This is a genomic window from Penaeicola halotolerans (assembly GCF_016464625.1).
Lineage (GTDB): Bacteria > Bacteroidota > Bacteroidia > Cytophagales > Cyclobacteriaceae > Penaeicola > Penaeicola halotolerans.
Genome location: NZ_JAEAGO010000001.1, coordinates 789452 through 808919 on the forward strand (window position 1 = coordinate 789452; position 19468 = coordinate 808919).

Consider the following 19468-nt stretch of genomic DNA (forward strand, 5'->3'; position numbering starts at 1 on the left):
ACCTTGGGTATTCAATGCCTATTTAGTAAAGACTTTTGCAAGCCTGGAACGCTTTCTATTGGTTTCAATAGGCTATGCACCAAAAATGCAGAGCCTACACCAATCATACTACCAAAATAGGTATCAATAAAGAAGTGCTGGGCTAAATAAATCCTTGAGATAGCCACCAAAATAGCTCCTAAAAAGAGTAAAGAGGCAAATCTACGTCTACGTGCAGGGTAAAGCAAAACGATGATAGAAGCTAAGGCAAAAGCTGCCGCGGTATGACCTGAAGGAAAAGAATGTAAGTAGTGAGCCTTTACTCCTTCTACTAAATGAAGGTCAACACCTAACTCACTAAAAAACTTATAAGGTCGTGGTGCATCTGGCCAGATCAGTCGTTTACCAACTTGGACTAAAATAGTCTGAATCACCGCTACTATAGTTAGAAAAAGGGCATTATAATACCTCACAAACAAGAAAAATACGCCAACAGCAGCCATGAATAGACCATCTCCTAAATAAGTGAGAAATCTAAAAATGACATCAGTGACTGGATTGTGCCACTTATTGAAAAGTAAAACGATAGAGCCTTGGGGATAGACAAAATATAGCATCGCTCCAACTATCAAAGATAGGATGTATAGCTTGATAAAAATATTTGTCTTGGTCTGTCTCATTAGGTTGCAAATTTAAACCTTAAATATTTGATTGACTCACCTTTGTCATAGAAGATTTGTTCATACTTGGTTTTGATACCATGATGATCATTATTGTAGGGTGATTGATACAAATCTTTCGTGTAGATCAGGTCTAAGATATCTTCTCGCTGTTCAAGTACCTCTAATGTATAATCAAATAAACTTGTGCTGTCCGTCTTAAGATGAAATATGCCATCCTTGCTGAGCATGTCTTTATACATGTCTAGAAATCTAGGATGCGTCAAACGTCTCTTCTCATCACCATCTCTCGGTCTAGGATCTGGAAATGTCAACCAGAGTTCTGATACTTCTCCTGTAGCAAAAAAGCGATCGATCATTTGAATCTGTGTCCTGAGAAAAGCCACATTTTGCAATCCCTCATTCATTGCTTGCTTACTCCCTACCCAGATACGAGCACCTTTGATGTCTACTCCTATAAAGTTTTTGTGCGGATATACCCTAGCCAGTCCTACTGTATACTCACCACGACCACAGGCTAACTCTACTACTAAAGGCTTTGAATTATTAAAATGATCTTTTTGCCAATTGCCTTTGATTGTCTCAAAAACAGGTTTCCCTTCTTGAATGACATTAGGGTTTACTTCATTATCTTGAAATCTGGATAGCTTCTTTCTCACACTTACAAATCTGGTATTTCTGCTACTACGAAGGTACTTCCTCCTATGAATATTAAGTCGTCTGCTTGCGCTTCTGATTTAGCGGCATTGATTGCTGTCTCGACATCTTGGTATGCTTTTCCCACTAGCTCATATTCAGCAGCAAGTACTTTTAAGTTTTCTGCTGGCATAGCCCTAGGGATTTTCGCTTGGCAAAAGTAGTAATTTGCTGCTTTTGGAAGTAGCATCAATACACTTTTTACATCCTTATCTTGTACCATGCCGATTACAAGGTGTACCTTGTGGTATTGATAAGTATCCAATTGAGCAAGTACTTCTTTGATACCAGCTTCGTTATGCCCCGTATCGCAGATCATGATAGGTTGGTTTTGGAGTACTTGCCACCTACCTTTAAGACCAGTGAGATGAACTACCTCTGCTAAGCCATGCTGAATAGACTCAAGTGAAATATTGTAGCCAAGCTTTTGCAGTAAATAGCAGGCTGTTAATATCCCTGGCAAGTTCATACGTTGATAGTTGCCATTTAAACCAAACACCAACTCTTTAAGTTGCAATACATTTTGTTTATCAAAAACTTGATATTTGCTGAAGCCGTTTTCCTGACCTGTTTTTTGCACCTCAAAAAAGTCAATCGCATGATAAATATCCGATTGCATCATTGACGCCTTTTGATCAAAAACCTCCCTCACCTCAGGCTGATCTAAACTAATGACTACAGGTCTTTGATATTTGATGATACCTGCTTTTTCTCCAGCTATGGCAGGAAGTGTATCTCCTAAAAATGCCATATGATCATAACCAATACTTGTGATGACCGATAGGATTGGGTCGATCACATTAGTCGAATCTAATCTACCACCCATACCTACTTCAATGACTGCAATATCCACAGCTTCTTGCGCAAAGGCTTCGAACGCCATTCCTACTGTCAGTTCAAAAAAAGAAGGTTTTAACTGCTCTATAAACACTTGATGATTTCCTACAAAATTCACCACAAAGTCCTCAGAAACTTCCTGACCATTGATTCTAATTCGCTCTGTGAATTCCTTTAAATGTGGCGAAGTATAAAGCCCAACTTTATATCCAGCAGCTTGCAATACGGCTGCCAAGCTATGGGAAGTACTGCCTTTACCATTGGTACCTGCCACATGAATGGATCTGAACTTTCTTTCAGGATTGCCCAAATACTTACAAAGTGCCAGTGTATTTGTCAGATCTTTTTTGAAAGCACTCTGTCCTACACGCTGAAACATCGGTAGCGACTGATACAGGTAGTCTAAAGTCTCTTGATAATTCATCAAAAATGGAAGTAATCTATTAGTGATATATGGCTTAAAAGAGCTTTGCCTTCATGATAATACTCATCGTGACATGGAAAAATTCCTTGTGTACATTGAAAGGCTTTTCATCAGGCCCCACTGTTTTGGCCACATAGCTACCATCTTCTTGCATGACGTAAGAGTTGACATTATCTCGCAGATTATACCTCAGCAAGTTGATCAACTGCTGTTTGAGCACTGTATCCAAAAGCTCAAAGATAGACTCTAACCTCCTGTCAAAACTTCTCACCATCATGTCAGCACTTCCTGCAAAGAGTCTTGGTTCACCTTGGTTATGAAAATAAAATACTCGTGAATGCTCTAAGAAATCACCTACAAGAGATAGGACTTCAATATTTTCAGACAAGCCCGCTCTTCCAGGTCTGAGACAGCAAATTCCTCTAACGATGAGTTTGATCGGTACGCCTGCTTGCGAAGCTTCATAAAAAGCATGTATGATCTCACTGTCTTCAAGCGAATTGATTTTGATGACAATGCCACTTGGTTTACCCTCTTTGGCATTTTGCGCCTCATTTTTGATCAAAGCGATCAATTGATTTCGCATATCTCGAGGAGCAGTGATGAGATTTTTGTAAACAGACGGAATGGAATGACCCGTAATTACATTAAAGAATTCTGAAACATCATTGGCATAGATCTCATTGGTAGAAAGAAGTCCTAAATCGGTGTAAAAACGAGACGTCTCCTCATTGTAATTACCGCTACTCATATGCACATAGCGTGTCACACGATCTTCTTCCTTGCGGACGATCAAAAGCAGTTTGGTATGTGTTTTTAAATTACTCACTCCAAAAATCACAAAACAGCCAGCTTTTTGTAGTTTTTTAGCTTCTCTGATATTATTCTCCTCATCAAATCTAGCCTTGACCTCAAAGAGTACCGATACGTGTTTTCCATTTTCCACTGCTTTGAGCAGAGCAGAAGTGATCCGTGAATCCTTCGCCAAACGATAGATCGTCATCTTGATCGCCATGACATAGGGATCCTCAGCAGCTTTTTCTAATAGCTGAAAAACAGGCTCAATATTATTATAGGGATGATGTAACAAAACATCTTGTCGCTTCAATACTTGGAAAATATTGTCAGCGCCCTCTGTAGGATATGATACAGGTGTCACAGGATCAGGAATCGCTGGGATTTTATCCTTGAAACGCCTGTTATTGATCACTTGCCAGAGACCTGTGAAATCCATCAGACTACTACGCTCAACTTTAAAAATCGAGTCATCCTGAAGTTCCCAACGACCTTTCAGCAAATTCATCATCCATTTGCTATAGCCCTCTTCCACCTCTATTCGAACTACGCGACCAGTTTTACGAGTATTAAGCTTGCGTTTGATTTCTTCAAGAAAATTAGCATCTACATCTTCACTTTCCTCCAAAGTAAAGTCTCCATTTCTGGTGATTCTAAATAGATTGATGGACTCTATTTCCACATTTCTGAAGAGAGAGACTATATGCTCTCTGATGACCTCTTCAATAGGAATATAGACTACCATATCCTCTCTCTCTACCTCGAAAAAACGTGGAATGTTAGACGGAATCTGTACAAAAGATAGCTTTCTGTTTTCCTTTTTGTCTCCGTGGTTTCTAGTCACTACCCCAAAGATCAATAGCCTATTCATCAAAATAGGAAAGGTATGATATCCATCAAATACCATCGGAGTGAGCATCGGATGGATCGCTTTGTAGTAGTAGTCTTTGATTTTTTCTTGCTCTTCCTCTGCTAGATTTTTAGCATTTGAAAGCAAAAATCCATTTTCTCGGGTAGCGGGCAATAGCACATTGACGAAGTAGTCATGCTGTTCTTTGTGAAACTGCTGACTCTCCACCATCAACTTGATCTTGAAAGGCTCCTCTCGTAAGCCAGAATAATCTACACGCTCTTTATCATAATCTAAGTAGTTGTATAACGAACCTACTCTGATCATGAAAAACTCGTCTAAATTAGACGCAGTAATCGCTAAAAATTTCAAGCGCTCAAAAATGCTTCTGTTTGATTTTTTACACTGATCTAGGACTCTCCAGTTGAACTGAAGCCAACTGAGGTCACGACTAATCAAGTCACTTTGATAGATGACATTGCTAAAGCGATCATTAACCAATGCTTTCATTTTGATATATCTTTAAGTCAAATACTAGATAGTAGCATCATTAAAAAATAGCTTACTGAGACTATCTGTTATTTGTTTCAATTGAACACATATTATGATAAATCGGCTCAAAAAGTGAGTCGTTGTATTGTGATGGTAAATTAATCAAAACCAAGCGAAAGCTACCCAAAGTCTAGATATTTTATAATCTACAAAATAAAAAAAGGGACATTTGAAAAATGCCCCTCTTAGTATTTGGATTAGCCAATAATGACATTAGACGTCCACTTTAGCATACTTGGCATTTTTCTCAATAAAATCTCTTCTAGGAGCAACTTCGTCACCCATCAACATCGAGAATAGGTGATCAGCTTCAGCCGCAGACTCGATCGTCACTTGTTTTAAGCTTCGTGTAGATGGATCCATCGTAGTAGTCCAAAGTTGCTCAGGGTTCATTTCACCAAGACCTTTGTAACGTTGAATACCTACACTGTCTTCTTTGCCATCTTTAGCCATCTCTTTGATCAAAGCGGCACGCTCAGACTCAGACCAGCAGTAGCGCTCATCTCTGCCTTTCTTGAGGAGATAAAGTGGCGGTAGTGCGATGTATAAATAGCCCTTTTCGATCAAATCCCTCATATATCTAAAGAAGAAAGTCAAAATCAACGTTCTGATGTGAGATCCGTCAATATCCGCATCAGTCATGATGATCACTTTGTGATACCTGAGTTTTGTCATGTTGAGACCTTTTTCATCATCCTCTGTACCAAAGCTGACACCAAGAGCTGTGATCATATTCTTGATTTCCTCATTATCATAGATCTTATGCTCTTGTGCTTTTTCTACATTGAGGATCTTACCTCTCAATGGAAGAATCGCTTGGAAGTTTCTATCTCTTCCTTGCTTTGCAGATCCACCCGCTGAGTCACCCTCTACAAGATATAGTTCACAAAGTGACGGATCACTTTCAGCACAGTCAGCCAGTTTACCAGGAAGACCCGTACCTGTGAGTACATTTTTACGCTGTACCATCTCACGGGCTTTACGAGCTGCATGTCTCGCTTGCGCTGCTAGAATGACCTTATCTACGATGACTTTCGCCTCTTTAGGATGTTCCTCTAGCCAGTACTGAAGTGTCTCCCCTACAGAAGTATCCACAGCACCCATGACATCTGAGTTACCTAACTTAGTCTTTGTCTGACCTTCAAACTGCGGCTCAGCTACTTTGACTGAAATGATCGCTGTGAGACCTTCTCTGAAGTCATCACCATTGATCTCAAGTTTCACTTTGCTAAGCAAGCCTGACTTTTCAGCATAAGATTTAAGGGTACGAGTAAGTGCTCTTCTAAAGCCCGCTACGTGTGTACCTCCTTCTATAGTATTGATATTATTGACGTAAGAAACGACATTTTCAGAATAGGATGTATTGTAGTTTAGCGCTACTTGTACTGGGACGCCATTTTTCTCACTTTCGATATAAATAGGTGATGAGATCAACTTCTCTCTAGTAGAATCTAGATAAAGCACAAACTCAGTCAAACCACCTTCTGAGAAGAAGTAATCATACTTTGGATTACCATCATCATCTAACTCTCTTTCGTCTCTTAGGTGAATTTTGATTCCGGCATTGAGGAAAGAAAGCTCTCTCAAACGAGTGGCTATCGTCTCGTACTTATACTCCAAAGTAGTGAAAATCTCTCCATCAGGCTTAAAGTGTACAATAGTACCCCTCTTATCAGTAGTACCAATCTCTCTAACGGAGTATTGAGGTATACCTTTGCTATACTCTTGCTCATAGACTTTTCCGTCTCTATGAACAGTTACGCCCAAGTGAATAGAAAGTGCATTGACACACGACACCCCTACTCCGTGAAGACCTCCAGATACTTTGTAAGTATCTTTGTCAAACTTACCACCTGCGTGCAAGACCGTCATCACGACCTCTAGTGCAGACTTCTTCTCTTTAGGGTGAATATCAACTGGAATCCCTCGACCATTATCTTCTACTAATATGGAATTATCAGGCTTGACAGTAACGGAGATTTCATCACAATGACCTCCCATAGCTTCATCTATGGAGTTATCTACAACCTCCCAAATCATGTGATGAAGACCTTTGACACCTATATCACCGATATACATGGCTGGTCTTTTCCTTACTGCTTCCAGTCCTTCTAGGACCTGAATATTACCTGCTGAATAATCCTTGTTCTTTACTTCTTTATCCTCGCTCATAATTCTTTGTAAAAACTCAAAAATAAGAAAAATGAGGCTTTTTTACCTCATTTGAACTGTAATAATACGGAAAAAATACGGATTAAAATACATCTGTTTTGATAAACTCTAACCTATTCTGTGAATACCGTAGGCAAGGCTTACAATCAATATTTAAGATTAAAAAAACAAAGTCTCTAGCATAATCTCTGTTTAAGGTAAGTCATAGATGATAAAAAAAAATTAAAAAATTAATTACTTGATAATCAATTAATTAAATGATAGTGTTTAAAATATTTAGGTATAAGTTAAACAAAAGCTGATTCAAAAGATTTAGGATTGTGGTTTAAGTATTTAACAAAATAATATTTTAACAACAAACAATAAACCTTAACTTATTATGGAAACACTATTAACAGCAGATCTAGTTGGACTAGACAAAATCATTAACGGTGACCCAATAGCCATTACCTTCTTTATAGGTTACATGGCTATGTTTGCATCAGCTGTATTCTTCTTCATGGAAAGAGGATCTGTAGATGGTAAGTGGAAAATGTCATTGCTTGTATCAGGTCTGATCACTGGTATCGCAGCAGTTCACTACTATTACATGAGAGACTTTTATCTAGAGACAGGACAGAGCCCAACTGCATTTAGATATGTGGACTGGACATTGACAGTTCCATTGATGTGCGTAGAGTTTTATTTATTGACAAAGCCATTTGGCGCCAAGGGAGGTACACTTTTCAAATTGATAGTTGCCTCTCTTTTCATGTTGGTGACTGGATTCATCGGTGAAACTTCAGGAATCGATTCTAACATCATGTGGGGTGTGCTATCTACATTAGGTTATCTATACATTGTATATGAGGTATTCTTCGGTGACGTAGCTAAACTAGCAGCCGCTTCTAATAGCCCTGCACTTGGTAGAGCGATGTTCCTATTGAAGATTTTCATCACACTAGGATGGTCTATCTACCCTATCGGATACATGGTGCTTCCTGGCAACTTGCTATCAGGTGCATTTGAAGTAAGCAGCATTGACTTGTTCTACAACTTAGCTGATGCCATCAACAAGATCGGCTTCGGTCTAGTGATCTACTCTGTAGCTATCGCTGAGAGCAACAAAGCAAAAGCTTAAACCATAATTTGCATGCATGAAAGGCTACTTGATCAGAAGTAGCCTTTCTTTTATACCCTAAGCCCAAAATCTACAAAAGATGAACTACGACTATATTCTCACAGGTGCAGGATGTGCAGGATTAAGTTTTATCCACTATCTACTCAGAAGTAGTCTTAAGGATAAAAATGTACTCATCATTGATGATTCTCCTAAAAATGCCAATGATAAAACTTGGTGCTACTGGTCAGATGAAATCCTTAGTATCCATCCCAATCAAGATCAAATAGTCTCTTGGAACCAAGTGACAGTTTCAGATCAAATCCAAGAGGTTCAAAAACCACTTGCTCACTACACCTATTATCACGTCAAGGCAATTGATCTATATGATCAAGTGATGACCGAAATCAATCAATCTGACAATATTACTTACCTAACAGACCGAGTAGTCAAAACTGCCTTTATAGATAAAGGCTACATCGTGACTACAGAAAATTCAGGCGTTTACACTGGAGCATACATCATCAACTCGATTCCACAATTCAGTCCGCATGCTAGTGCTACAAAGGCTATCAAGCAGGTATTTGTAGGCTGGAGGATCAAAACTGACCAAGCTTTGGTCAATCAAAATTCGGCTACACTCATGAAGTTTGACCATTTGACACAAGATCAAGTTAACTTCTTTTACATACTTCCATTTTCACCGAATGAATTATTAGTAGAGTACACGCTTTTCACTAAAGAATCGCTCAATGAATCTATGATGAGAGATAAGCTAAAAACCTATCTGAGTGAGCATATGGGGATTGACCAATTTGAGATCATTCATGAAGAAAAAGGGTCTATTCCTATGACTACTCGTGCCTCCTATCAAGCTCAAAAGCAAAACTGGGTGGATATTGGTACAGCTGGAGGTTGCACGAAGCCTTCTACAGGCTACACTTTTTATAATATTCAGAAACAAGTACAGAGGCTTATCAATGAATTGGAAAGCAATAAAACTCTCACGACCAATTGGAAACGGAAATCACGCTTTATCTTCTATGACAATATTCTTCTAAATATCATAGATAAATGGCCTAAACAAATGGCTGCCATTTTCAGATCGATGTTTCAAAATAATCATCCAGATCAAGTATTTAAGTTTTTACAAGAGGAAACTTCTTTTTGGGAGGAGTTGAAGATTTTAAGTAAGTTGCCTTTCAAGTACTTTTTAAAATCACTTGTACAATATGAAAAGCATTGAATGGAGAGGAAAACTACTCGCAGTCAGCCTTGGACTTGGTTATCTCTTAGTATTTGATACTCGGTATACTTGGGCAATCTTCATTCTAGTCATGATGACAGTCGGTATTCCTCATGGATCTATTGATCATTTGTTAGCAGGCAAGCAGACTAACCGCAAAGAACTTTTTCTTTTCTTTACTAAGTACATTGGCATCATTTTACTTTATGCGGTGCTTTGGTATTTATTACCCATTGTTTCATTGATAGTTTTTTTGATCATCTCTGCTTATCATTTTGGGCAAGGACACTTTATATCTCATGAGATTAAACAGCTTAAATGGCTCACCTACATCATCTTTGGAGCGCATTGGCTCATTGTGATTTTAGCTAGTGATCCAGTCCTAACAATAGAAATTTTACAACCAATCATTAATGTTTACTGGTGGGAAAATATTGCTCTAATAGTATTATTAGTAAGTAGTATAGCGTGCTTGACACTCACTTTTATCCATAAACTACATGTACACAGTAAGTTTCTGACAGAATTGATAGGGTTGACTGTATTGCTTTACACATTGCCACTATTGCTGAGTTTCGCACTATATTTTGGCTTTTGGCATGCGCTCCCTACAATGATACAAGAGTATAAGGCATTAAAAAATAAGCAAGCTGACTTCAATCTAATGAGTTTCGTCAAACAATTGATCCCACTGACGCTTATCAGCCTGATAGGCATTACTTTTTTACTTTGGGCAAGTCAGCGATGGTTAGAAGAAGAGGCACTTATTTTACTTTTCTTCATTCTCATTTCTGTGATCACTGCTCCTCATGTCATTGTGATGGATCGCTTCTTAGAGAAAAGAACTCCTTAATATTGACCTGTACTCAGAAGTACCAAAGTACAAGCTTCCTCAGCGATGACCCCTTGATCTGTCAATTTTTTCTGAAAAGATGGATTCTCCGTACCAGGATTGAAGACTACTCTTCTTGGCTTCAAACTCAGTATGTAAGATTCCCATTCTGGTTGATTTTGAGGTCCAAGATAGAGCGTTACCGTGTCCACCTCGGAGATAGCTGGCTTTGTTCTCAAATCTACAATCTCCTCTCCTGCTACCTCCCCACTTTTGATACCTACTGGTACAAAATGCTGCTTGTGCTGCTTCAGCATGTGTGCAGCCTTGTAGGCATATCTATCTGGATTAGTACTTGCTCCTATGATGACTGTTTTCATATCATTTATGACTTTAAGTCAGTACAATTGACTTTAGTTTAATTTTTATATAACTGGGCTAGAAACTCTGCGCATCGTTCTCCGTCCATTGCGGCTGAGACGATCCCACCTGCATAGCCAGCACCTTCACCACATGGAAACAATCTTTTCACCGTCAAATGTTCAAATGTCTCCTTTGTTCTAGGAATTCTCACTGGAGAGCTTGTTCTACTTTCTACTCCTATCAGTTGAGATTCATTGGTATAGTAGCCTTTCATCTTTTGACCAAAAGCTTTGAATCCTTGCCTTAGTCTCTCTGCAATCATAGGAGGCAATACAGCATCCATGTCAGTACTTTCTAATCCTGGTTGATAACTGGTATCGAGTAGCGACTTTGATACCTTTTTTTGTACAAAATCTACCATTCGTTGTGCAGGAGCTACTTGTCCACCACCTGTTATTTGACTAGCCTTTCGCTCTATATCTGCCTGAAACTTCAAAGCAGCCAAAGGGCCAAACTGCTGATATTCTTTTAAGTCTTCTAATTCCACGGCAGCTACTATTCCACTATTGGCATACTTACTATCTCTTCTAGAAGGACTCATGCCATTCACTACGAGTTCTCCAGGAGCAGTAGCCGCAGGCACGATAAATCCTCCAGGACACATACAAAAAGAAAATACTCCTCGCTGAACGCCTTCAAAATATGTCTGATGTACCAAAGAATAATATGATGCTGGCAGATAAGGTCCCCTGTCACCATCACAGTGATACTGTATCCCATCGATGAGTGACTGCTGATGCTCTATGCGCACCCCTAGCGCAAATGGTTTAGCTTCGATCAATATGTTCTTCTGATGAAGCAACTCAAAAATATCTCTCGCTGAGTGACCTGTTGCTAATATGACTCCGAGTCCTTTGATCTGCTCTCCTTGATGCGTGACCACGCCTTTCATTTCTCCCTTTTCAAGAATAAAGTCAGTCACCTTGGTATCAAAGAGCACCTCACCGCCAGCTGCTAAAATACCTTCTCTCAAAGCTTCTATGATCTTAGGGAGCTTATTGGTACCGATATGCGGATGACTATCCACTAGTATATCTTCCGTAGCTCCATAGGCTACCAATATCTCTAGAATGCGTTTTATATCTCCTCTTTTTTTGGATCTAGTGTATAGTTTACCATCAGAGTAAGTCCCTGCACCCCCTTCACCAAAGCAGTAATTTGACTCTGGGTTAACCACCTGATCTTTATTGATAGCCGCTAGATCTCTTCGTCTAGCACGTACATCCTTCCCTCTTTCGATGATGATGGGCTTGATACCAAGTTCGCATAAGCGCAATGCCGCAAATAATCCCGCAGGACCTGCTCCAACTATGATCGCTTGAGGAGCGTCTTTTAAACTTGGATATGATTTGTCATAGGAGATCCTATTTTGAGGCACTTCGGAAATATAGACCTCTGTAGCTAAATTTACCTTAACTTGTCGGCCTCTCGCATCTATGGAGCGTTTTAGTTGGCGAATGACAATAGGTTCATCAGCAGGCATTTGTAGCTCGCTAGCTACTCTTTCTTTTAGCGCAATAGGATCATAAGCCTCTTTTGGGCTTAAGGTCAAATTGAGTAATTTTTTCATGTAAGGGTTCTATCCTTAAAGATGATTAATGTGATTTATGATTCTAGACCAAGTTGTTTGAGCACCCAGCCCTTGCCCCATTCTTCCTTCTCTTGTGCTGTCCAAAGGTCAGGGAAGTAGATGATCTTTTGGAATCTTGGGGGAAGAAACTTCTGCCAGTTAGTCCCTCCTGTTGCAGCGATATCTTCAGGGCTACGCTGCAGATACCTCACCGCAGACTTGTAGTGAGACAGTGGCCAATATAAGTTAGCCGTAGCATCATATTTTTTGAAAAGCTCTTTCAATCCTTCATCTTGAGGATGCGCTTTTAGCAACTGATTGAGATTCGTATCCTTGAAGCGCTTTGCCCTTCTCAGGAGTTCCTCACTATATTTTTCCTCAAAATGCTTCAGCGTCAAAGTCTTTTTGCCTGTAGCTAGTTCTGTGGCTCCATATTTCCAATAGATTGCTTCATAGAGCTCCTCTGCTGAGCTTTCGCTATCAAAATCAGCTCTTTTATCATGAGCTACTAAATGTAAAAGATCAGTTGAACAAACCTCAATCATCCGATACTGTCCTGACTGAAAGCCAGAAGATGGCAAAAGCGACATTCTAAACTTAAGAAACTGCTCTTTTTCCATACCATCCACCATCACATCAAATGAATGTACCAGATTTTCAAAATAATTGATCACACGCTGCATGCGCGCTTTCAAAAACTCTACATCCGATTTGCCCTTTTCTGCTATCTGATCCATTTCCCAAAGGATCAACTTGAAATAAAGCTCGGTAATCTGATGATAGATGATAAAGATCATTTCATCCTTAAATTCCGTTTTGGGATGCTGTAAACTGAGCAAATTGTCTAAGTGTGTATAATCCCAATACTTCAGATAATCTGCATAAAGTAAGCCTTCCAAATAAGAGGACAAATCCTGCCCCATTGCTTGGTACTTTTCTTCTAACTTTAAAATCTTTTCAAGTATATTCGGGTTAATATTATCTGGGGTCATCATCGTTTGTTTTGGCTCCTCAAAAATCTCGATTTTAAGTTAATAAACAAAATATCACCCACTATGTCTGAAGTCCTATCTAAAAATGTCAAATCCATGAAGAAGGATCTTTTTGAAAGTCCCGATTTTTATCAAATAGATGATCTACTTACTGAAGAACACAAACTAGTTAGAAGCTCGATTAGGGATTTTGTCAAAAAAGAGATCAGCCCATATATAGAAGATTGGTGTCAAAAGGCGCATTTTCCCTACGAAATCGTGAAGAAATTCGGTGAAGTGGGTGCATTCGGTCCTCAACTCCCTACGGAATATGGTGGAGGCGGTATGGACTACATCGCTTACGGACTGGCCATGCAAGAAATCGAGCGCGGTGACTCTGGTATGCGCTCTACAGCCTCAGTTCAAGGTTCTCTCGTGATGTATCCGATCTATAAGTTTGGCTCTGAAGAACAAAGAAAAAAATACCTTCCTAAGCTCGGTTCAGGTGAAATGCTTGGCTGTTTCGGTTTGACAGAACCAGATCATGGGTCTAATCCTAGCGGCATGACGACCAACTTCGTAGACAAAGGAGATCACTACCTGCTCAATGGTGCTAAGATGTGGATTTCTAACTCTCCAAAGGCTGATATCGCAGTCGTATGGGCCAAAAATGAAGCAGGAAGAATCCATGGCTTGATCGTAGAGCGTGGCATGGAGGGATTCAGCACACCTGAGACACATGGTAAATGGTCACTAAGAGCTAGTACTACAGGTGAACTCGTTTTTGATAATGTCAAAGTGCCTAAAGAAAATCTCTTACCAGGCAAAAGTGGACTTGGCGCACCGATGATGTGTCTAGACTCTGCTCGATATGGTATCTCGTGGGGAGCTTTGGGTGCAGCGATGGACTGCTATGACTCAGCACGCAGGTATGCGATAGAGCGTATCCAATTTGACAAGCCAATAGCATCTTTTCAGTTGATCCAAAAGAAACTTGCTGAAATGCTCACAGAAATCACCAAAGCACAACTCGTAACCTGGAGGCTTGGTAAGCTGATGAATGAAGGTAAAGCGACTACAGCACAGATATCCTTAGCCAAAAGAAACAATGTCGCCATGGCACTTGAAATCGCTAGAGAAGCGAGACAAATACACGGTGGAATGGGCATCACAGGCGAATATCCAATCATGCGCCACATGATGAATCTAGAGTCTGTCGTCACCTATGAGGGCACACATGACATTCATTTACTCATATTAGGCAATGAGATTACTGGAATCCCAGCTTTCAAATAAAAAGAAAACCCTAGCTGATTTGGCTAGGGTTTCTGCTTTAATGTAAAAATCACAACTATTTCTGAATGGAGATAGTCAGAAATGCTACTTCATCATCTAAGTTTTGAGAGAAGTACACTTTTCCATCTTTGATAAAATAGTTCGAAATATTATCTTCTGTAAACTCAGGAATGACAGCCTCTTGTATCATATTTAAGTCTTGATCAAAGACCGTGATGATATTACGCTTGACCTTCTTATCTACAGTAGTCCTACTTAAATCTGTATCTGTAGAAAACCTGATAAATACTTTATGATCAGCATCATACACTAACTTATTGAAGTCGATCTGATCTTGGGACGTTTTAATATATTCATTATAGTAGCTATTATTATTATTCTTTTTTTGAATTGGCGGATCTTTTTGATTAGCAGATAGCTTACTTTCATAGCTTTTGATTTCGACTGAGTCCGCTTCTCTATGATAAATGATGAGCTCATTGAAACATGCGTTAGAGATCAAAACTCTGTCATCATCCGACCACAAATAAACTTGAGGTGTGTAGCCCATAGTAAACTGTCCATCAAAATAATATATCTCATAATCTAAAAGTTTTTTCAACTCTGGGATAAACACCTTCTTTAGAGATTTATTGACCAAATCGATCTCTGCAATACCAATGGACTGTTCAGAAATCGTATTTTCAGAGAATCCAAAAAAGTATCCATAATAAAACCTGCCTGAAGGATCAATAGTTGATGCACCCATGTCAATACCTTCTGACGCTGAAAGCGTATCTCCACTGAGCGATCTACTGGATAAGGAGCCACGTGTATAAATTTGATCTAATCTGATACCGTCCAAATTTAATTTCGAGGAAGCAATAGATCCATGTAGCATCAATTCTGACCCATCTCCGATGACACTCATCGAAAATGGATAATCAAAGCTATTGGGACCATCAGTTTCAAACTGTACTTGCCTCTCTAGCTTCATTTCATCCAGATTAATGATGCTGAGCTCATTCTTATTTTGACTATAATGCATCAGCTGCCGTTTATCAGCAGTGACATCGGACATATCAAGACCATTACTCAGATCTATGAAGCCATCACCAGTATCAACCATCAAGGTATCTCCCCAGACGAAATTAAAATTAGATGATTGATTTTCTGAGCTCTCCTCTGAGCAGGCAGAGAACATCACAGATGCAGTGAGTAAAAAGTAAAAATATTTTTTCATACGCTGTTTTTATTTAAAAGTAAGCGAATGCATCTTGATAAAGAAAGAAAAAACTTCAAAAAATACTAATATCTGTTTTGAATAGTGATCTAAAATGGCGCGATCAAAGTTAGTATCTATCGATTTTAAAAATGAGATCACTAGAATTTAAACCCTCAAATAAAAAGAAAACCCTAGCTGATTTGGCTAGGGTTTCTGCTTTAAAACAAAAAATAAAACTATTTCTGAATTGATATTGTGAGGAACGCAACTTCATCATCAAGGTTTTGAAAAAAGTGAATTTTTCCATCTTTTATGAAATAATTCGAAATACTAGCTTCTGTAAACTCAGGAATGATGGCTTCTTGCATCATATTTAGGTCTTGATCAAAGACCGTGATGATATTACGCTTCACCTTCTTATCATCTGTAGATTTACTTAAATCCGTATCTGCTGAAAATCTTATAAAGATCTTATTATCAGGATCATATACAAATTCATTGAAGCTGATTTGTTCGTCTTTTGTTTTCAGGTATTGCTCGATATACTTTCCATTGTCACTTTGACTTTTGTCTGGCGGATCTTGTAAGTTAGCAGATAGCTTACTTTCATAGCTTTTGATTTCAACTGAATCCGCTTCTCTGTGATAGATGATGACCTCATTGGCAAAGGAATTAGAGATCAAAAGCTTCTCATCATCTGACCACATATAAACTGCAGACGTATAGATCATCGCAGACTGTCCCTGGATGATGAACATTTCATAGTTTGAGAGCTTTTTCAACTCAGGGATCAATACCTTTTTCAGGGATTTATTGACTAAATCAATTACCGCTATGCCGTTGGCTTGCCCCATGCCCATTGCACCCTGATCATCATAAGCACCCAAAAGCTGCCCATAGTAGTATCTACCCGAAGGATCGATCGTCCCTCTCGCACTGATGGTTTCTATCTCAGCAAGCGTATCTCCGCTAAGAGAATTGTTGGCCATGGAGCCACGTGTATCTATTTTATCCAGCTTGATACCGTCCAAATTGAATTTGCTAAAAGCATTCCAGCTATATAGCATCAATTCTGGACCATTTCCGATCACGGTCATGGCATAGGCGTTTTCTGTGCTATTGGGTCCATCGGTATCAAATTGAACCTGCCTTTCTAGTTTCATTTCATCTAGATTGATGATGCTTAGCTCATTCTTTTTCTGACTGAAATGCATCATCTGACGCTTATCAGCAGTGATATCAGCCATATTGAGACCGTAACTCAGATCTATGAAGCTATCTCCAGTATCTACCATGAGGGTATCTCCCCAAACGAAACTAAAATTTGATGATTGATTTTCTGGGCTCTCCCCTGAACAGGCAGAAAACATCACAGAAGCAGTGAGTAAAAAGTAAAAGTATTTTTTCATGCGCTTTTTTTATTTAAAAGTAAGCGAATGAATCCTGCTAAAGAAATAAAAAACCTTAAAAAATGTTAATTCTAATTTATTGAATAGTGGACTTTAAAGTCACTGTCAGTGTCGGCATCTGTGGATCATTGGTGAAAAAAGTGATAAACTTATGGTCTATACCAAAGCGATCTTTAGGATCAAAACTGATACTAATCACGATTTCTTCCCCAGGCTGCAAAACGTCTAAAGTGGGTGAAACGGTCACACAGACACAGTTGGTCTCTACTTTTCTGAAAAGCAGATTCTGCTTCCCATCATTTTTCAGTGTAAGTGATTTAGTGACTACCTGATCAGCCGAGATGTTGCCTAGTTCGATTTCTAGAGCACTCACTTTGAGTTTGGGAGCTATAGCCAGTTCTTTTTTAGAAAGAGGGGAAAAATACTCATTGATATACGCTACAAGTGGCCATTGATAATATTCTCCTGCATCAGGCGAAGTCTTAAAACTAATCAGGTCTTGCTGAAAGCCAAGCTCTCCCTTTTTAGCCCCATCATAAGCCACCGTCATAAATCCCCTACTCTTTGGTGCTAGCTTCGTAGGCGTAAAAGACACGGCCACATGAGACGGGAAATTAACACTTGTATAGTCGATAGCCAAAGAATCCTCAGAAGCATTGTACACTTCGATATTTTTAGTAGTTCGGCTATTGTTTATAACTTGACCTAGCTCTATCGTTTTCTGCCTTACTCTCAAAAAGCCAATTTGTATAGGATAATAGCGCTCAACATTGACTGGCATGGCTAAGACTTGCCCTGTGATAAATAAGGTGTCTGCTTGAGCGCTAGTGCTATTTTTTACTAGGATCATTTTAGAGAATTCACCTGGGCGATTGTGCGGATCAAAAGTCACTTGTACTTTGCCTTGAGCATCGATAGACACAGAGTCTTGGGTAAACTCGCCTGTAGTACAACCGCAATCAGCGATGATCTCTGTTATTTTTAGTTTCTCACTGCCCTTATTAGTAAAGGTAAAATCAACAGCTACTAAACCATTTTCCTCCAAGATCATTCCCAAATCAGCTGTTTGCTTATCCCATTGAAGGATGCTTTGAGCTGATGTAGTGAAGTAAAGAAGAGAACTAATGACTGCGAGTAGGATAATACGAAACATAGTAGCAAACGAGTTTGAAACAAAGTTAAAGAATTAATCCCGTGCCGCTATGTCTTTGAGATAAATCATTGTTTGAGAAAATATACAATATTGAAGATTAGCAAGCTTACAGATTGAAACGGACAAAAGTAATGTCATCTTCTACTGGCTGTGACTTCAACTGGAAGAGCAAACCCTCTGGAACGACTATCGGCTGTAGATAGTAAGCCTCTGGGATTCTATAAATACCCTGAAGGTTCAACTCTTCATCTAAAACAAGCAGTGTGCCCTCTGGCGACTTCAGTGTCGAAGGCTCCAGTGGATTGCCATCACTCAGTCCAGAAGACTGATTGACCAAATAAAACTGCTTTCTGTAGGGATCATGGAGCAAAGGCAAAAAGCGTGGAGCAAGTTTTTCATAATTTCTTATACCTCTCGCACGAAGTACTTCAATACCATCTAAAGAAAGTGCAGCAGGTTGATCAAAGCTTATCTGATCAGAAAAAGCATACTTACGCTGCAAGGTTCCCTTTTGGTCATAGACATAGACCGTATCGGTAAAAGGATAATTGACATAAATCTCTGAACCCACCGTAAGCAATGAAGGTGATACCAAATACGGATAACGCGTCCCAAAATCACCCTGAGCAGCAGATGGAAATCTTACAGGCAAAGTATCTGCCTTTTGTTGGGTTACATCATACTGCAAAAGATGAGGATAATCCAAAAAACCTGCCGTAGTCTCATACATTTCTGGAAATATATTGATTAGAGCAGTTTTTGAATCAGTGAAAACTATTTCACTTTCAGGAAATAAACCTGAGTCCTCTCCGGGAGCATAAAAACCAAAGGTTTGCTCAGGAGATATAGCATAGCTTGAGAGTAAAAATCGATGATTTATTTTTAAGCTAAAGTCATCCGACATTTCCCCTTGATACAAAGCAAAAACGGTATTGACATAGATATCATCTCCATTTAGTCCAAAGCCTACAATCATACTTTGAAGAGCAAAACTACCTTCAATCTCTGGATAAAGCGTGAAACTCTCATAATCTCCTGTAGCTATAAAGTCAAGTACATTTCTTCTATTGTCAAGCTCTACTAAATAGCTCTTCTCACGAAATACATGATGTGTCAAACCTGAACCATAGTAATTGAGGTTAACAGCATCATAAGTTACAGTATCTCTATTTTGAAAAGCCTTCAATAAATCCTCAGATGCAATAGTGCTATTATTTTCTTGACAACTGATTTGAAAAACTGCAATGAGAGTAAAAAAGAAACTGAGTGATTTCATTGAT

16 protein-coding genes are annotated in these 19468 nt (G+C 39.1%); 4 read left to right on the forward strand and 12 right to left on the reverse strand.

Annotation, left to right across the window (positions count from 1 at the left end; translation table 11 throughout):
- Positions 1–11: 11 nt before the first annotated feature.
- The 5 genes from I5349_RS03570 to gyrB form a co-directional block, all read right to left on the reverse strand.
- A complete protein-coding gene (locus I5349_RS03570) occupies positions 12–659 on the reverse strand; it encodes a phosphatase PAP2 family protein (protein WP_226389354.1) in 648 nt (215 codons plus the stop codon).
- On the reverse strand, positions 659–1318 hold the full coding sequence (gene trmB / locus I5349_RS03575) for a tRNA (guanosine(46)-N7)-methyltransferase TrmB (protein WP_226389355.1): 660 nt from the start codon (positions 1316–1318) through the stop codon (positions 659–661). The genes I5349_RS03570 and trmB overlap by 1 nt, the downstream gene beginning before the upstream one ends.
- 2 nt (positions 1319–1320) lie before the next feature.
- Complete coding sequence (locus I5349_RS03580; RefSeq protein ID WP_226389356.1) at positions 1321–2616, reverse strand: bifunctional folylpolyglutamate synthase/dihydrofolate synthase; 1296 nt, start codon at positions 2614–2616, stop codon at positions 1321–1323.
- Positions 2617–2650: 34 nt separating this feature from the next.
- Positions 2651–4771, reverse strand: coding sequence for a polyphosphate kinase 1 (ppk1, locus tag I5349_RS03585; protein ID WP_226389357.1), 2121 nt, complete (start codon positions 4769–4771; stop codon positions 2651–2653).
- A gap of 255 nt (positions 4772–5026) precedes the next feature.
- Complete coding sequence (gyrB, locus tag I5349_RS03590; RefSeq protein WP_226389358.1) at positions 5027–6985, reverse strand: DNA topoisomerase (ATP-hydrolyzing) subunit B; 1959 nt, start codon at positions 6983–6985, stop codon at positions 5027–5029.
- Positions 6986–7364: 379 nt separating this feature from the next.
- Between gyrB and I5349_RS03595 the strand changes: the two genes are divergently transcribed.
- From I5349_RS03595 to I5349_RS03605, 3 genes are all read left to right on the forward strand, one after another.
- A complete protein-coding gene (locus I5349_RS03595; RefSeq protein WP_226389359.1) occupies positions 7365–8105 on the forward strand; it encodes a bacteriorhodopsin in 741 nt (246 codons plus the stop codon).
- 79 nt (positions 8106–8184) lie between these two features.
- A complete protein-coding gene (locus tag I5349_RS03600) occupies positions 8185–9330 on the forward strand; it encodes a lycopene cyclase family protein (protein ID WP_226389360.1) in 1146 nt (381 codons plus the stop codon).
- Entirely contained in the window at positions 9317–10183 is an 867-nt protein-coding gene (locus I5349_RS03605; RefSeq protein ID WP_226389361.1) for a Brp/Blh family beta-carotene 15,15'-dioxygenase, read from the forward strand. The genes I5349_RS03600 and I5349_RS03605 overlap by 14 nt, the downstream gene beginning before the upstream one ends.
- Here I5349_RS03605 and I5349_RS03610 read toward each other — a convergent pair.
- Genes I5349_RS03610 through I5349_RS03620 form a run of 3 tightly spaced genes read right to left on the reverse strand, consistent with a single transcriptional unit; the run spans position 10180 to position 13147 of the window.
- On the reverse strand, positions 10180–10542 hold the full coding sequence (locus tag I5349_RS03610) for a CoA-binding protein (RefSeq protein ID WP_226389362.1): 363 nt from the start codon (positions 10540–10542) through the stop codon (positions 10180–10182). The two genes, I5349_RS03605 and I5349_RS03610, sit on opposite strands and share 4 nt — an antisense overlap.
- A 38-nt stretch (positions 10543–10580) precedes the next feature.
- Entirely contained in the window at positions 10581–12155 is a 1575-nt protein-coding gene (locus I5349_RS03615; protein WP_226389363.1) for an NAD(P)/FAD-dependent oxidoreductase, read from the reverse strand.
- 35 nt (positions 12156–12190) lie between these two features.
- Positions 12191–13147, reverse strand: coding sequence for a tryptophan 2,3-dioxygenase family protein (locus tag I5349_RS03620; protein ID WP_226389507.1), 957 nt, complete (start codon positions 13145–13147; stop codon positions 12191–12193).
- Between the two features lie 63 nt (positions 13148–13210).
- Between I5349_RS03620 and I5349_RS03625 the strand changes: the two genes are divergently transcribed.
- Entirely contained in the window at positions 13211–14422 is a 1212-nt protein-coding gene (locus I5349_RS03625) for an acyl-CoA dehydrogenase family protein (RefSeq protein WP_226389364.1), read from the forward strand.
- Between the two features lie 55 nt (positions 14423–14477).
- Here the strand turns inward: I5349_RS03625 and I5349_RS03630 are convergent, their stop codons facing one another.
- The 4 genes from I5349_RS03630 to I5349_RS03645 form a co-directional block, all read right to left on the reverse strand.
- On the reverse strand, positions 14478–15644 hold the full coding sequence (locus I5349_RS03630) for a DUF4221 family protein (protein ID WP_226389365.1): 1167 nt from the start codon (positions 15642–15644) through the stop codon (positions 14478–14480).
- A gap of 218 nt (positions 15645–15862) precedes the next feature.
- The gene (locus I5349_RS03635) at positions 15863–17035 is read right to left on the reverse strand and encodes a DUF4221 family protein (RefSeq protein WP_226389366.1); all 1173 of its coding nucleotides are present in this window, start codon (positions 17033–17035) and stop codon (positions 15863–15865) included.
- 76 nt (positions 17036–17111) lie between these two features.
- Entirely contained in the window at positions 17112–18188 is a 1077-nt protein-coding gene (locus tag I5349_RS03640; RefSeq protein ID WP_226389367.1) for a DUF1573 domain-containing protein, read from the reverse strand.
- 106 nt (positions 18189–18294) lie between these two features.
- Positions 18295–19464: a DUF4221 family protein gene (locus I5349_RS03645; protein ID WP_226389368.1), complete on the reverse strand. Its 1170-nt coding sequence runs from the start codon at positions 19462–19464 to the stop codon at positions 18295–18297.
- Positions 19465–19468 lie beyond the last annotated feature (4 nt).

Coding starts and splice junctions, on each gene's coding strand:
- I5349_RS03570 (WP_226389354.1), bottom strand. CDS start 659: ATGAGACAGACCAAGACAAATATTTTTATCAAGCTATACATCCTATCT.
- I5349_RS03580 (WP_226389356.1), bottom strand. CDS start 2,616: ATGAATTATCAAGAGACTTTAGACTACCTGTATCAGTCGCTACCGATG.
- ppk1 (WP_226389357.1), bottom strand. CDS start 4,771: ATGAAAGCATTGGTTAATGATCGCTTTAGCAATGTCATCTATCAAAGT.
- gyrB (WP_226389358.1), bottom strand. CDS start 6,985: ATGAGCGAGGATAAAGAAGTAAAGAACAAGGATTATTCAGCAGGTAAT.
- I5349_RS03595 (WP_226389359.1), top strand. CDS start 7,365: ATGGAAACACTATTAACAGCAGATCTAGTTGGACTAGACAAAATCATT.
- I5349_RS03600 (WP_226389360.1), top strand. CDS start 8,185: ATGAACTACGACTATATTCTCACAGGTGCAGGATGTGCAGGATTAAGT.
- I5349_RS03605 (WP_226389361.1), top strand. CDS start 9,317: ATGAAAAGCATTGAATGGAGAGGAAAACTACTCGCAGTCAGCCTTGGA.
- I5349_RS03610 (WP_226389362.1), bottom strand. CDS start 10,542: ATGAAAACAGTCATCATAGGAGCAAGTACTAATCCAGATAGATATGCC.
- I5349_RS03615 (WP_226389363.1), bottom strand. CDS start 12,155: ATGAAAAAATTACTCAATTTGACCTTAAGCCCAAAAGAGGCTTATGAT.
- I5349_RS03620 (WP_226389507.1), bottom strand. CDS start 13,147: ATGACCCCAGATAATATTAACCCGAATATACTTGAAAAGATTTTAAAG.
- I5349_RS03625 (WP_226389364.1), top strand. CDS start 13,211: ATGTCTGAAGTCCTATCTAAAAATGTCAAATCCATGAAGAAGGATCTT.
- I5349_RS03630 (WP_226389365.1), bottom strand. CDS start 15,644: ATGAAAAAATATTTTTACTTTTTACTCACTGCATCTGTGATGTTCTCT.
- I5349_RS03635 (WP_226389366.1), bottom strand. CDS start 17,035: ATGAAAAAATACTTTTACTTTTTACTCACTGCTTCTGTGATGTTTTCT.
- I5349_RS03640 (WP_226389367.1), bottom strand. CDS start 18,188: ATGTTTCGTATTATCCTACTCGCAGTCATTAGTTCTCTTCTTTACTTC.
- I5349_RS03645 (WP_226389368.1), bottom strand. CDS start 19,464: ATGAAATCACTCAGTTTCTTTTTTACTCTCATTGCAGTTTTTCAAATC.